Source organism: Pseudomonas sp. 02C 26, from assembly GCF_002843585.1.
Classification (GTDB): Bacteria; Pseudomonadota; Gammaproteobacteria; order Pseudomonadales; family Pseudomonadaceae; genus Aquipseudomonas; species Aquipseudomonas shirazensis.
In genome coordinates this window covers 4,568,675-4,582,003 of sequence record NZ_CP025262.1, presented here as the reverse complement: position 1 = coordinate 4,582,003, position 13,329 = coordinate 4,568,675, and the positions used below count along the sequence as shown (strand labels likewise).

General features: G+C 63.0%; 13 protein-coding genes. 8 read left to right on the top strand and 5 right to left on the bottom strand.

Annotated elements, in window-relative coordinates; genetic code table 11:
- The 7 genes from mltB to CXQ80_RS20810 all read left to right on the top strand — a co-directional run bounded on the left by mltB (position 1) and on the right by CXQ80_RS20810 (position 6,495).
- Complete coding sequence (gene mltB / locus CXQ80_RS20840; RefSeq protein ID WP_101323117.1) at positions 1–1,011, top strand: lytic murein transglycosylase B; 1,011 nt, start codon at positions 1–3, stop codon at positions 1,009–1,011.
- The gene (locus CXQ80_RS20835; RefSeq protein ID WP_101322264.1) at positions 1,011–2,018 is read left to right on the top strand and encodes a septal ring lytic transglycosylase RlpA family protein; all 1,008 of its coding nucleotides are present in this window, start codon (positions 1,011–1,013) and stop codon (positions 2,016–2,018) included. The genes mltB and CXQ80_RS20835 overlap by 1 nt, the downstream gene beginning before the upstream one ends.
- Positions 2,019–2,235: 217 nt before the next feature.
- Positions 2,236–3,396: a D-alanyl-D-alanine carboxypeptidase family protein gene (locus CXQ80_RS20830; RefSeq protein ID WP_101322263.1), complete on the top strand. Its 1,161-nt coding sequence runs from the start codon at positions 2,236–2,238 to the stop codon at positions 3,394–3,396.
- Between the two features lie 74 nt (positions 3,397–3,470).
- Positions 3,471–3,746, top strand: a complete 276-nt coding sequence (locus CXQ80_RS20825) for a DUF493 domain-containing protein (RefSeq protein WP_101322262.1) — start codon at positions 3,471–3,473, stop codon at positions 3,744–3,746.
- The gene (gene lipB, locus CXQ80_RS20820; RefSeq protein WP_101322261.1) at positions 3,746–4,393 is read left to right on the top strand and encodes a lipoyl(octanoyl) transferase LipB; all 648 of its coding nucleotides are present in this window, start codon (positions 3,746–3,748) and stop codon (positions 4,391–4,393) included. Before CXQ80_RS20825 ends, lipB begins: the two co-directional genes overlap by 1 nt.
- A 2-nt stretch (positions 4,394–4,395) precedes the next feature.
- Positions 4,396–5,412, top strand: a complete 1,017-nt coding sequence (gene lipA / locus CXQ80_RS20815) for a lipoyl synthase (RefSeq protein WP_101322260.1) — start codon at positions 4,396–4,398, stop codon at positions 5,410–5,412.
- A gap of 144 nt (positions 5,413–5,556) precedes the next feature.
- Complete coding sequence (locus CXQ80_RS20810; RefSeq protein ID WP_101322259.1) at positions 5,557–6,495, top strand: LD-carboxypeptidase; 939 nt, start codon at positions 5,557–5,559, stop codon at positions 6,493–6,495.
- A 137-nt stretch (positions 6,496–6,632) separates the two neighbouring features.
- Here the strand turns inward: CXQ80_RS20810 and CXQ80_RS20805 are convergent, their stop codons facing one another.
- The 5 genes from CXQ80_RS20805 to leuS all read right to left on the bottom strand — a co-directional run bounded on the left by CXQ80_RS20805 (position 6,633) and on the right by leuS (position 12,726).
- Positions 6,633–7,946: a lytic murein transglycosylase gene (locus CXQ80_RS20805; protein ID WP_101322258.1), complete on the bottom strand. Its 1,314-nt coding sequence runs from the start codon at positions 7,944–7,946 to the stop codon at positions 6,633–6,635.
- Between the two features lie 61 nt (positions 7,947–8,007).
- A complete protein-coding gene (gene arfA, locus CXQ80_RS20800) occupies positions 8,008–8,172 on the bottom strand; it encodes an alternative ribosome rescue factor ArfA (protein WP_101322257.1) in 165 nt (54 codons plus the stop codon).
- Between the two features lie 203 nt (positions 8,173–8,375).
- Complete coding sequence (gene holA / locus CXQ80_RS20795) at positions 8,376–9,413, bottom strand: DNA polymerase III subunit delta (protein ID WP_101322256.1); 1,038 nt, start codon at positions 9,411–9,413, stop codon at positions 8,376–8,378.
- A 39-nt stretch (positions 9,414–9,452) separates the two neighbouring features.
- A complete protein-coding gene (gene lptE / locus CXQ80_RS20790) occupies positions 9,453–10,058 on the bottom strand; it encodes an LPS assembly lipoprotein LptE (protein ID WP_101322255.1) in 606 nt (201 codons plus the stop codon).
- 61 nt (positions 10,059–10,119) lie between these two features.
- Complete coding sequence (leuS, locus tag CXQ80_RS20785) at positions 10,120–12,726, bottom strand: leucine--tRNA ligase (protein ID WP_101322254.1); 2,607 nt, start codon at positions 12,724–12,726, stop codon at positions 10,120–10,122.
- A gap of 239 nt (positions 12,727–12,965) precedes the next feature.
- Between leuS and CXQ80_RS20780 the strand changes: the two genes are divergently transcribed.
- Positions 12,966–13,280 carry a hypothetical protein gene (locus tag CXQ80_RS20780; protein WP_101322253.1) on the top strand — a complete coding sequence of 105 codons (315 nt, stop codon included), beginning with the start codon at positions 12,966–12,968 and terminating at the stop codon, positions 13,278–13,280.
- Positions 13,281–13,329: the final 49 nt, after the last annotated feature.

Below are 13,329 nucleotides of genomic sequence, written 5' to 3'. Positions count from 1 at the left end.
ATGCAAGCAGTGCGTAGCTGGGCGGCCCGTTGGGCGCCGTGGATCGGCGCGATGGGCCTGCTCGGCGCAGTCCAGCAGGCCAGTGCCGGCGACTACGACGGCTCGCCGCAGGTGGCCGAGTTTGTCGGCGAAATGACCCGCGACCACGGCTTTGCCGGCGAACAGCTGATGGGCGTGTTCCGCGAGGTGCAGCGCAAGCAGTCGATTCTTGACGCGATCTCGCGTCCGGCGGAGCGGGTCAAGCCGTGGAAAGAATACCGGCCGATGTTCCTCACCGATGCGCGCATCGCCCGTGGTGTCGACTTCTGGCGCCAGCACGAGGCAACCCTGGCGCGTGCCGAGCAGGAATACGGCGTGCCGGCCCAGGTGATCGTGGCGATCATTGGCGTGGAAACCTTCTTTGGTCGCAACACCGGCAACTACCGGGTGATCGATGCCCTGTCGACGCTGGGGTTCGACTACCCGCCGCGGGCTGAATTCTTCCGCAAGGAGCTGCGCGAGTACCTGCTGCTGGCCCGTGAAGAGCAGCTCGACCCGCTGACCCTGAAAGGCTCGTACGCCGGCGCCATGGGCCTGCCGCAATTCATGCCGAGCAGCTTTCGCGCCTACGCAGTGGACTTCGATGGTGACGGCCATATCAATATCTGGAACAACCCGGATGACGCCATCGGCAGTGTCGCCAGCTACTTCAAGCGCCACGGCTGGGTTGCCGGGGAAGGCGTGGTCAGCCGCGCCCAGGTGCGCGGCGAGCGTGCCGACGAAGGCCTGACCAGCGGCATCGAGCCGGTCAAGACCGTCGCCGAATTGCGCGCATTGGGCTGGTCGAGCAATGATGCGCTGCGCGATGATCTGCCGGTCACCGCCTTCAAACTGGAAGGCGACAACGGCCCTGAATACTGGATGGGCCAGAAGAACTTTTATGCGATCACGCGTTACAACCGCAGTGTGATGTACGCCATGGCCGTGCATCAGCTTTCGCAACAGCTGGTCATTGCACGGGGCGTCAAGTAATGCGCGGATTGTTTACTACTCATTCCTTCAAACTGCTGACCTGCATCGCCATCAGTGCGGTCCTGGTCAGTTGCTCATCGAGCCGGCCTGCACCCAAGAGCAGCGGTGCGGGTGGCAACGTCATCCGCTCGCAGCCGGGCCTGGACATCAACCGCGCGCATAAAGACGGCGCGCCATGGTGGGATGTCGACGTCAACAAGATCCCCGACGCCACCCCGACCGTGCACACCGGCAACTACAAGGCCAACCCGTACACGGTGCTGGGCAAGACTTATTACCCGATCCAGGAGTCGCGCAACTACCGCGCCGAGGGTACTGCATCGTGGTACGGCACCAAGTTCCACGGTCAGAACACCGCCAACGGCGAGGTCTATGACCTGTACGGCATGAGCGCGGCGCACAAGACCCTGCCGTTGCCGGCCTACGTCAAGGTGACCAACCTCGACAACCAGCGCAGCGTGATCCTGCGGGTCAACGACCGCGGCCCGTTCTATTCGGACCGGATCATCGACCTGTCGTACGCCGCCGCCAAGAAGCTCGGTTACGCCGAAACCGGCACCGCGCGGGTGCGCGTTGAAGGCATCGACCCGCAGCAGTGGTGGGCCCAGCGCGGCCAGCAGGCGCCGTTGGTGCTGAAAGAGCCGCAGGTCGCGCAGACGCAGCCGCTGCCCGCCAGCACCGGCAAGGTCGAGAAGTGGACACCGCCAGCGCAGCAGCATGCCGCTGCCGTGGTGCCGGTGCAGATCGCCAGCAACAGCGTGCCGAGCAACACTGGCGGCATGTTCCTCCAGGTCGGCGCCTTCGCCAACCCGGATGCCGCCGAGCTGCTGCGCTCGAAACTGAGCACCATGGTCAGCGCACCGGTGTTCATCAGCTCGATCGTGCGTAACCAGCAGACCCTGCACCGCGTGCGCCTGGGGCCGATGAGCAGCCAGGGTGAAGTGCAGCAGACTCAAGACAGCGTGCGCCTGGCCAATCTCGGCCAGGCCAAGCTGGTCACCGACTGAACGCGGAACTCACGGCGCCCGCTGCGGCCTGAAGTGGGCGCCGGGCTGTCCGTTTTGTCATGAATTGCCCGGCGCGGCCATGTACAATGGCCGTTTTTGCCCCGCCAGGCCCCGCGCCAGGCTCCTGGGCTGCCACGCAGCTCACATAACTAGACTGACTGGGCGTTGGGCTTCGAGCCCACGGAACATCAGACCATTAGCGATTTTCGAGAGACGGATGAACATCACCAACCTTGCCAAACGACTTTGCCTGCCTGTCCTGCTGATGATCACCCCTGCTGCCTTTGCAGCAGAGCAGATGATGCCAGCCCCACCACAGCTGGCAGCCAAGTCCTACGTACTCATGGACGCGTCCAGCGGCAACGTGCTGGTCGAAAACAACGGTGACGAGCGCCTGCCGCCAGCCAGCCTGACCAAGCTGATGACCGCCTACATCGCCACCCTCGACATTCGTCGTGGCCAGATCGGCGAGAACGACCCGGTTACCGTCAGTGAAAACGCCTGGCGTACCGGCGGTTCGCGGATGTTCATCAAGGTAGGCAGCCAGGTAACCGTCAGCGACCTGCTGCACGGCATCATCATCCAGTCGGGCAACGATGCCTCGGTCGCTCTGTCCGAACACATCGCCGGCAGCGAAGATGCCTTCGCCGACATGATGAACAAGACTGCTGCCGATCTGGGCATGAGCAACAGCCACTTCATGAACCCGACCGGTCTGCCGCACCCCGAGCATTACTCGTCGGCCCACGACATGGCCCTGCTGGCTCGCGCGATCATCAACGAAGACCCGGCTCACTATGCGATCTACTCGCAGAAAGAATTCTTCTGGAACAACATCAAGCAGCCCAACCGCAACCTGCTGCTGTGGCGTGACAAGACCGTCGATGGCCTGAAAACCGGCCACACCGACGAAGCCGGCTACTGCATGGTCGCCTCCGCCGTACGTGATGGCCAGCGCCTGATCGCCGTGGTGTTCGGTACCAACAGCGAGCAATCGCGTGCCGCCGAAACGCAAAAGCTGCTGACCTATGGCTTCCGCTTCTTCGAAACCCAGACCTTCTACCAGAAGGGCACCGAGCTGACTCAGGCGCCGGTATGGAAAGGCGCGACCAACCAGGTCAAGGCCGGTCTGGCCAACGACCTGACCATGACCATGCCTAAAGGTCAATTGAAGCGCCTGGCCGCCTCGATGACCATGAACCCACAGCTGACCGCGCCCATCGCCAAAGGTGACGTGATCGGTAAAGTCGAAGTCAAACTTGACGAGAAAGTGGTTCACAGCGCCGACCTGATCGCCCTCGACGGCGTTGAGGAAGGTGGTATCTTGCGCCGTATGTGGGATAGCATTCGTCTATTCTTCTACGGGTTGTTCAACTGATAACGTGACCTGCCACGCTCCCGCCAATCCGGCGGGAGCGTTGTTGTTGCCACGGCTTACGAGGCCGTTTCCGCATGAGCGAAGCTGACGTCAAGTCGCACAAGATCGAATTCCCCTGCGCTGATTACCCAATCAAGGTGATCGGCGATACCGTGGTCAATTTCAAGAACACGGTCATCGAGATTTTGAAGAAACACGCTGAGGTCGACATGTCGACCCTGGCCGAGCGCCAGAGCAAGGAAGGCAAGTACACCACCGTGCAATTGCACATCGTGGCGACCAGCGAAGACCAGTTGCACGACATCAACAGCGCCCTGCGTGCTACCGGCATTGTGAAAATGGTGCTCTGATGCCGGCCAGCCTCGGTATCCGCGAGCTTGGCCTGCAGCCCTATGAACCGGTGCTGGAGGCCATGCGGCGTTTTACCGAGCAGCGTGGTACCGACAGCCTGGACGAAGTCTGGCTGGTCGAGCACCCGCCGGTGTTCACCCAGGGCCAGGCCGGCAAGGCCGAGCACCTGCTGGTGCCGGGTGATATCCCGGTGGTGCAGAGCGACCGCGGTGGCCAGGTGACCTACCATGGCCCCGGGCAGTTGGTGGCTTACCTGTTGCTTGATGTGCGCCGGCTTGGTTTTGGCGTGCGTGAACTGGTTACCCGGATCGAAAACAGCCTGATCGATCTGCTGGCCAGTTATGACGTTGTGGCGGCGGCCAAGGCCGATGCGCCCGGAGTCTATGTTGACGGGGCCAAGATCGCCTCGCTCGGCTTGCGAATCCGCAACGGCCGTACCTTTCACGGCCTTGCTCTGAACGTGGACATGGACCTTGCGCCATTCCGCCGAATCAATCCCTGCGGCTATGCGGGGCTGGCGATGACCCAGCTGCGTGATCTGGCAGGTCCGATCGAACTCACCGAGGTCAGGACAAGGCTGCGTGGACAGCTGGTCAAGCACCTCGACTATGCTGAGCAGACGACCCTTACGGGCGGAATCGACTGAATATGACAACTGTGCAAGAAGCCGTGCCGAACCTGATCACCACCCATGACGTGACCCCGCGCCCGGCGCCGAAGAAGGTCGAAGCCGGGGTCAAGCTGCGTGGCGCCGACAAGGTCGCGCGCATCCCGGTAAAGATCATCCCTACCGACGAGCTGCCGAAGAAGCCTGACTGGATCCGCGTGCGCATCCCGGTTTCGCCGGAAGTCGACCGTATCAAGCAACTGCTGCGCAAGCACAAGCTGCACAGCGTCTGCGAAGAAGCCTCGTGCCCGAACCTGGGTGAGTGCTTCTCGGGTGGTACCGCCACCTTCATGATCATGGGTGACATCTGCACCCGTCGTTGCCCGTTCTGCGACGTCGGCCATGGCCGGCCGAAAGCACTGGATGCCGACGAGCCGATGAACCTTGCCGTGGCCATCGCCGACCTGCGTCTGAAGTACGTGGTGATCACCTCGGTAGACCGCGACGACCTGCGTGACGGCGGTGCCCAGCACTTCGCCGACTGCATTCGCGAGATCCGCAAGCTGTCCCCGGGCGTGCAGCTCGAGACCCTGGTGCCGGACTACCGCGGGCGCATGGACGTGGCCCTGGCGATCACCGCTCAAGAGCCGCCAGATGTGTTCAACCACAACCTGGAAACGGTACCGCGCCTGTACAAGGCCGCGCGTCCGGGTTCGGACTACGACTGGTCGCTGGACCTGCTGCAGAAGTTCAAGCAACTGGTGCCGCACGTACCCACCAAGTCTGGCCTGATGCTCGGCCTGGGCGAAACCGACGAAGAAGTGATCGAAGTGATGCAGCGCATGCGCGAGCATGACATCGACATGCTGACCCTCGGCCAGTACCTGCAGCCATCGCGCAGTCACTTGCCGGTGCAGCGTTTCGTGCACCCGGACACCTTTGCCTGGTTCGCTGAAGAAGGCCACAAGATGGGCTTCAAGAACGTCGCCTCCGGGCCGCTGGTGCGTTCCTCGTACCACGCTGACCAGCAGGCGCACGAAGCCAAGATCAAGCTGTAAGCTGATCCGCTGGGCCAATGCCGATGCGCGCCGGGAGGTGCCATCGGCATTTTTGTTGGGGGATCTGTACCCTGTGGGCAACGATCTCGGGCTGGCCCATTGTTGCTGCCCATTGATCTGCAAATGCTTTCAAGGAGTTGCTGGATGGACTGTGCTGAACACCTAGGTTCACTATTGCCGCGAAAGCTGGCAGCGAATGCCTGTTTTGCGGTGATTGCCCCCGCAGGGCCGGCGCGGCTGGATGCCGACAAGGCCCAGCAGTGGTTCAACGAGCGTGGCTATCGGTGCCGGCTATATCCCAGCGTGAGCAGCAGCCAGGGTTATCTGGCCGGCACTGACCAGCAAAGGCTGGATGACCTGCATGCTGCATTCGCCGATCCGCAGGTGGACGCCATTCTGTGCATGCGCGGCGGCTACGGCAGCATGCGCCTGCTCGACCAGATCGATTTCGAGCTGATTGCCCGCAACCCCAAACCCTTGATTGGCTACAGCGACATCACCGCGCTACACACCGCGATCAACCGCTACTGCGGGTTGGTCAGTTTTCACGGTGGCATGCTCAACGCCGACCTGCTGGGCGGCAAGCTTGAACCGACAGTCAGCTCGCTGCTGCGGCAATTGCGCGGTGAAGTGGGGCAGGGCGATGCACTCGTCCATCCCCATGCTTATCCCTTGACCACAGTGCTGCCAGGCGTTGCCAGCGGGCGCCTGCTGGGCGGCAATCTGTCGATGCTCGGCGCGACGCTGAGTACACTTGGGGAGATCGACACCGACGGCGCCATTCTGTTTATCGAAGACGTCAACGAGCCGTTGTACCGGGTTGACCGGCTGCTCACGCAACTGCGCCTGGCAGGCAAGCTGCAGGGCGTGCGTGGGGTGTTGGTGGGGGATTTCGCCGGGATTACCGTGGCCGCCATGACGCCGCTGTTGCAGGACATTTTTGCGCCGCTGGATGTGCCGGTACTGGCCGGCTGGCGCAGTGGCCATTGCGATCCGAACCTGTGCCTGCCGCTTGGCGCTCAGGTGCGGCTCGACAGCGACATGCAGACACTGGTGCTGCAGCAGGATTTGTTCAGGGCTTGAGATTGCCGGGGCGCTTCGCGCCCCTATCGCGACACAAGGCCGCTCCTGCAGTTGGCCGCGCACGTCAATTTCACGCGGTCCCTGTAGGAGCGGCCTTGTGTCGCGAAAGGGCTGCGAAGCAGCCCCCGGCAATCTCACTACTGACGCAAACTCTCGAGCAGCTTGTGCGTCGGGTAGCCGTCAGCGGGCATGTTCTGCGCCTGCTGAGCGGTACGGATGGCCTTGCGGGTATTGGCGCCGATGATGCCGTCGGCATTGCCCGCGTCATAGCCGCGCGCATTGAGCAGGTTCTGCAGCTCGATGCGCTCGCTGCGGCTCAATGGCAAGTCATCCTTGGGCCAGCTGCCGGCAATGAAGCCCCAACCGGAGAAACGATCGCCCAGCAGGCTTACCGCCAGCGCGTAGGACGACGAGTTGTTGTACTTGAGAATGGCGCGGAAGTTGTCCAGCACCAGGAACGCCGGGCCACGTGCGCCGGCCGGCAGCAGCAGCGCCGCCGAGAGTTGATTGCTGCCCGCTGGCAGCTGGGTGCCATTGGGCAGCTTGACGCCCAGTTGCAGCCATTCACTGACGGTCTTGCGCTGGGCGCCATCGGCGATCCAGAAGTCGAAATCGGCCGGCACCTGGACTTCGAAGCCCCACGGTTGGCCACGCTTCCAGCCCGAGCTTTGCAGGTAATGCGCGGTCGATGCGAGGGCATCGGCTGTGCTGTTCCAGATGTCGCGGCGGCCGTCGCCGTCGAAGTCGACGGCATGGGTGTTGTAGGTGGTCGGGATGAACTGGGTCTGGCCCATCGCCCCGGCCCACGAGCCACGCATGGCCTCAGGCTGAATGTCGCCGTTCTGCAGGATCTGCAACGCCGCGATCAGCTGGTCCTGGGCAAACTGTGGGCGGCGGCCCTCATAGGCCAAGGTCGCCAGCGAGCGGATTACCGATTTGCTGCCCTGGAACTGGCCGAAGTTGCTCTCCATGCCCCACACCGACACCAGCACCTGGCGGTCCACGCCATAGCGTTGTTCCAGGCGCGTGAGCAGCTCGGCGTTCTGTTCCAGCAGCTTCTTGCCGTTGCGCACCCGCAGCGGCGACAGCGCGCCGTCGAGGTATTCCCACACCGGGCGGCTGAACTCGGGCTGGCTGCGATCGGCCTTGATCACGTCCATGTCCGGCGTGACACCGGCAAACACGCGGTCGAACAGCCCGGCATCAATGCCGGCCTGCAACGCTTGTTGACGGAAACCGGCCTGCCACTGGGCAAAGCTCTGCACTGGCTGGATTTCAGCGTTGATGTCGGCGTTGCTGGTGGGCAGGGTAACCACCGGTGCGGGCTGGGCAGGAGCCAGTGGCACGGCGTCGGCGGCGGTAGGTTTTTCCGCACAGGCGACCAGCAGGATAAGGCTGGAGGCCGCGATCAGCTGGCGTGGCTGCCAGCGTGGGAACAGACTGAGGGACATGCACAGATCCAGGAATTACAGGTCAGGTAGCGACCATATCATGCCTGCGCGCTGGATGCTTTCATGCGGCCAAAAAGTAAGAAACCTCCCAATCTCTCGATTGGAAGGCTTCGCGGCGGTAGCTGCCTTTGCCCTTGTCTGGTTGCTCCTGGCGGCTGCGAAAAAGCGGCTGGGCAATGATCGACTTGGCTTTGTTGGGGCGGTGCTTTTGCGGCTTTTTGCTCATGGCGGGGTTCCCCGGCTTGGGTGGGTGTGCGGGGCGGACTTTAGGGCTTGGCGCGGGGTGGGGCCAATTGATTGTGTATATGGTCGAGATTGTTGGGGCCGCTCTGCGGCCCTTCGCGGGTGAACCCGCTCCCACAGTGTTTTGCAGCGCCGCCGTACCTGTGGGAGCGGGTTCACCCGCGAAGGGGCGCAAAGCGGCCCCGGCTATTCCGAAGGCAATACCAATCGCTGTCCAGCCATCAACAGCGCCAACCGCGTCAACCCCGTCCAAGGCGAACCAGGCGCCTGGCCCTTGATCTGCGCATCGATACGCTGAGCATCCTGCAGCAACTGCGCCCAGCGCTGCGCCGACAGCCGTTGCAGGGCCTTGCTGACCAGTGGCCGGCGCTTGTCCCAGACAGGCGGACGCGCCTGGCTGAAGGCTTTGTCGAGCGGGATGCCCTGGCTGAACTGCAAGGCGATACCCGCCAGCAGGCGCAGCTCGCGGGCCAGCGCCCAGAGAATCACCGGGGGCTCGACGCCCTCGCCGCGCAGGCCTTCAAGCATGCGCAGGGCATGGGTCGCATCGCCTTTGAGAATGGCATCGACCAGGCCAAACACATCGAAGCGAGCACTGTCTGCCACCGCGCTCTGCACGGTTTCGACGGTGATCTGGTTGCCTTCGGCGAGCAGCTTGAGCTTTTCGATCTCTTGGGCGGCTGCGAGCAGGTTGCCCTCGACCCGCGCCGCAATCAGGTCGACCGCATCCCGCTGGGCGGACAGCCCGGCCTGGGCCAAGCGCTGATTGATCCACTGCGGCAATTGCTGCGCATCGATCGGCCAGATCTGGATGAACTGGCATTGACTGCCCTCGACCAGCGCCTTGCCCCATTTGGTTTTCTGCGCACTGCCGTCGAGCTTGGGCAGGCTGATCAACAGCAAAGTGTCTTCAGCGGGCCGCGAGCAGTACTCGATCAGCGCCGCCGCGCCCTTGTCACCAGGCTTGCCCGAGGGCAGGCGCAGCTCGAGCAGGCGCCGCTGGGCGAACAGCGACAGGCTGGCACCGGCTTGCAGCAGCGTACCCCAGTCGAAGTTGGCATCGGCACTGAACACCTGGCGCTCGTCAAAACCCTGCTGGCGGGCGGCGGCGCGAATCGCGTCGGCGGCCTCCTGGCACAGCAGCGGGTCATCGCCGCTGACGATATAGACAGGCGCAAGAGTACCTTGCAGATGCTTGTTGAGTTGGGCGGGGGCGAGCTTCATGAGCAGAGGTCGGGGCACCTGGCGGTGCCCCGCACGGGCTTAGGTGCCCGGGATTTCCAGTGGCGACTGCTGCGGGGTTTCGTCACGATAGCGCTGCGCGGCTGCGGCGGCTTCGGCTTCAGCCTTGGCACGTTGATCCGCTTGCTGCTGCAGTTCGTCGAGGTGAGCTGGGGTCAGCATCTGCAGGCGTACGACCATGGCCTGGACCAGATCACGGCGCATCTCGTCGCGGGTCTGGGTGCCTTCCTGGTCGGAACCGGTGATGTTGTCGCCGTCACGCACGTAGATCTTGCGCACTTCGAGCTTGTCGCTTAGCAACGGCACGTTGTTCAGGCCGTTGATGCTGTAGTTGAGCACGGTGGTGAGTTCGTACTCGGCCGAGCGACTGCCGCTGCTGTAGGTGACTGCGCGCTGGGTCTGCTGCTCGTTGTCGAGCGACAGGCGATACGGCGCACCGCTGCGCAGGCTGACGCCGCTGCGCTCAAGTACCTGGCGCAGTTGGGTAACGGTCTGGCCGTAGGCGTCACGCGCGCTGACATCAAGTTCCTTGATGGTCAGCTCGGTAGTGCCGGTGCCGCGCAGCTGGAAACCGCAGGCGCTGAGCATGACGGCCAGGCCCATTACCAGCAGATTGCGTTTGATCATGTTGAAGCTCCCTTGTGGGCCGATTCCGCTCGCCCGCAGTGCCTGCGGGCGAGCGTTGCCATCAGTTGGCGACGATGTTGACCAGTTTGCCTGGAACCACGATGACCTTGCGAATGGTCAGGCCGTCGGTGAAGCGCACCACGTTTTCGTTGGCGCGCGCCGCAGCTTCGACTTCTTCGCGGCTGGCAGTGGCGGGCATTTCGACCTGACCACGCAGCTTGCCGTTGACCTGTACCACCAGTGTCACGCTGTCTTGCACCAGGGCGCTCTCATCCACGCTCGGCCAGGTGGCGTCGATCACCGCCTCGCTGTGGCCCAGGTGCTGCCACAGCGCATGACTGATGTGCGGGGTGATCGGTGCCAGCAGCAGGGTGACTGCTTCCAGGCCTTCCTGCAGCAGGGCACGGTCCTGGGCGGTAGCGGTCGGGGCTTTTTCCAGCACGTTCATCACGGTCATCACCTGGGCGATGGCAGTGTTGAATTTATGGTGCAGGCCAACATCGCTGCTGGCTTGCTTGATCGCCACGTGAATCGCGCGGCGGATCGCCTTTTGCCCGTCATCCAGTGCCGCAGTGTCCAGCTTGCCCGGCAAGCCGAGGCTCACATGGGCCTGGGCCAGGCGCCAGACGCGACGCAGGAAGCGGCTTGCGCCTTCAACGCCGGAATCGGACCATTCCAGGCTCATGTCCGGCGGCGAGGCGAACATCATGAACAGGCGGCAGGTGTCGGCGCCGTAGACGTCGATCATCGACTGTGGGTCGACGCCGTTGTTCTTCGACTTGGACATCTTCTCGGTGCCGCCGATTTCCACCGGCAGGCCGTCGGTCTTGAGGCGAGCACTGATGACCTTGGCCTTGCTGTCGCGCTCCAGCTCGACATCAGCCGGGTTGAACCAGTCCTTGCCGCCATTGCTGGCTACGCGGTAGTAGGTTTCGGCAACAACCATGCCCTGGGTCAGCAGGTTCTTGAACGGCTCGTTCGATGTGACCAGGCCTTCATCGCGCATCAGCTTGTGGAAGAAGCGCGCATACAGCAGGTGCAGGATGGCGTGCTCGATGCCACCGATGTACTGATCGACTGGCAGCCAGTGGTTGGCCGCTTTCGGGTCGACCATGCCACCTTCGTAGTTCGGCGAGGCGTAACGGGCGAAGTACCAGGACGACTCGACAAAGGTGTCCATGGTGTCGGTTTCGCGCTTGGCCGCAGCGCCGCACTTGGGGCAGCTGCATTCATAGAACTCAGGCAGGCGTGCCAGTGGCGAGCCGGCGCCATCGGGTACGACGTTCTCTGGCAGGGTGACTGGCAGTTGGTCTTCCGGCACCGGCACGTCGCCGCACGATGGGCAGTGGATGATCGGGATCGGGCAGCCCCAGTAGCGCTGGCGGCTGATGCCCCAGTCGCGCAGACGGAACTGCGTGCGCGATTTGCCCAGCTCCTTGCTGATCAGCGCGGCTTCGATGGCGTCGAACGCGCCAGCGAAGTCGAGGCCGTCAAAGGCGCCGGAGTTGATCAGGGTGCCGTGCTCGCCGTAGGCGGCTTCCCAGGTGCTGCCGACTTCGTCGCCAGCGCTGGTGCGCACCACGGCCTTGATCGGCAGCGAGTACTTCTGGGCGAACTCGAAGTCACGCTCGTCGTGGGCCGGCACCGCCATGACAGCGCCGTCGCCGTAGTGCATCAGCACATAGTTGGCGACCCAGACCGGCAGTTTCTCACCGGTCAGTGGGTGCTCGACGAACAGCGACGTGGCGAGGCCTTTCTTTTCCTGGGTGGCCATGTCGGCCTCGGCAACGCTGCCGCCTTTGCATTCGTCGATGAACGCCTGCAGCGCCGGGTTGCCTTGGGCAGCCTGGGTAGCCAGCGGGTGCTCAGCGGCGACGGCGACGTAGGTCGCGCCCATCAGCGTGTCGGGGCGGGTGGTGAAGACTTTAAGTGCGCCGGCATGACCAATGCTTGCCTGGTCATAGGGGAACTGCACTTCCATCCCGCGCGACTTGCCGATCCAGTTGCGCTGCATGGTCTTGACCTGTTCAGGCCAGCCCGGCAACTCGTCGAGGCTTTCCAGCAGCTCGTCTGCGTATGCGGTGATGCGGAAGTAGTACATCGGGATTTCGCGCTTTTCGATCAGCGCGCCCGAACGCCAGCCACGGCCGTCGATAACCTGTTCGTTGGCCAGTACCGTCTGATCGACAGGGTCCCAGTTGACCGTACCGTTCTTGCGGTAGATGACGCCTTTTTCGAACAGACGAGTGAACAGCCACTGTTCCCAGCGGTAGTAGTCCGGCTTGCAGGTGGTGACTTCACGCGACCAGTCGATGGCCAGACCCAGGCTCTTGAGCTGGGTCTTCATGTAGTCGATGTTTTCGTAGGTCCACTTGGCCGGGGCGACGTTGTTCTTCATCGCGGCGTTTTCCGCCGGCATGCCGAAGGCGTCCCAGCCCATCGGCTGCAGCACGTTCTTGCCGAGCATGCGCTGGTAGCGCGCGATCACGTCACCAATGGTGTAGTTGCGCACGTGGCCCATGTGTAGCTTGCCGCTCGGGTACGGGAACATCGATAGGCAATAGAAAGTGTCTTTGCCTGGCTGTTCGGTAACAGCGAACGATTGTTGCTCGTCCCAGGATTTCTGGGCGGCGGCTTCTATGTCACGGGGCGTGTATTGTTCGTGCATGGCTACTTTTGGCTGAGAGAGAGAAGACCTTGTTCCCGGCAGCGGAACCTCGCTGCATCCGGCACTCCGGTGTCGGTGAGAGTGAACGCCGTAGCATACATGAGCGCTGTGTATCGTGGGAAACCCAATTGGCCCGCAGCGGCGCCGGGGGCCGTTGGTCGCAGCGCTCTGCTGCTTTGCACAACGCCGCTAAGCTCAGGTGTGGGGGGAGATATCGTTATCTTCAATGAGGTGAACGGATGGGAGAGTCGCAGTTACCCGCAAGCAAACCGGAGCTGTATGAACGCTTGATCGACCGCCTTGGGCTGGCCTTGGAAGCTGCCCGCACGGCGGTGCGATTGCGCGACGAGATGCCAGCGGAACTTGAGTTGCGTGGCCTGAGCCCCGCAGAGTTCGAAGTGATCAAGGCCTATCTGGAGATCTTTCCAGAGAGCCGCATTGCCAGCGCCGCTGCGGTCAAACCAGCGGAGCCGAGCTCAGCCAAGATCATCTGGCTCAAGGACAGGAAGCGCTCCGTCGCCCCGGTCAGATCCAGGACGCTGCCGCATCGGTAGCCGTGCTGGCCTGCTGGCGCGCAAAACGCCGCGCGCCGGTTCAATCATC

Bases quoted from the DNA above. Each gene is read 5' to 3' on its own strand.
- CXQ80_RS20830 (WP_101322263.1), top strand. From the start codon at position 2,236: ATGAACATCACCAACCTTGCCAAACGACTTTGCCTGCCTGTCCTGCTG.
- CXQ80_RS20780 (WP_101322253.1), top strand. From the start codon at position 12,966: ATGGGAGAGTCGCAGTTACCCGCAAGCAAACCGGAGCTGTATGAACGC.
- CXQ80_RS20805 (WP_101322258.1), bottom strand. From the start codon at position 7,946: ATGTCCCTCAGTCTGTTCCCACGCTGGCAGCCACGCCAGCTGATCGCG.
- arfA (WP_101322257.1), bottom strand. From the start codon at position 8,172: ATGAGCAAAAAGCCGCAAAAGCACCGCCCCAACAAAGCCAAGTCGATC.
- CXQ80_RS20810 (WP_101322259.1), top strand. From the start codon at position 5,557: ATGGACTGTGCTGAACACCTAGGTTCACTATTGCCGCGAAAGCTGGCA.
- lipA (WP_101322260.1), top strand. From the start codon at position 4,396: ATGACAACTGTGCAAGAAGCCGTGCCGAACCTGATCACCACCCATGAC.
- holA (WP_101322256.1), bottom strand. From the start codon at position 9,413: ATGAAGCTCGCCCCCGCCCAACTCAACAAGCATCTGCAAGGTACTCTT.
- mltB (WP_101323117.1), top strand. From the start codon at position 1: ATGCAAGCAGTGCGTAGCTGGGCGGCCCGTTGGGCGCCGTGGATCGGC.
- lptE (WP_101322255.1), bottom strand. From the start codon at position 10,058: ATGATCAAACGCAATCTGCTGGTAATGGGCCTGGCCGTCATGCTCAGC.
- CXQ80_RS20825 (WP_101322262.1), top strand. From the start codon at position 3,471: ATGAGCGAAGCTGACGTCAAGTCGCACAAGATCGAATTCCCCTGCGCT.
- leuS (WP_101322254.1), bottom strand. From the start codon at position 12,726: ATGCACGAACAATACACGCCCCGTGACATAGAAGCCGCCGCCCAGAAA.
- CXQ80_RS20835 (WP_101322264.1), top strand. From the start codon at position 1,011: ATGCGCGGATTGTTTACTACTCATTCCTTCAAACTGCTGACCTGCATC.
- lipB (WP_101322261.1), top strand. From the start codon at position 3,746: ATGCCGGCCAGCCTCGGTATCCGCGAGCTTGGCCTGCAGCCCTATGAA.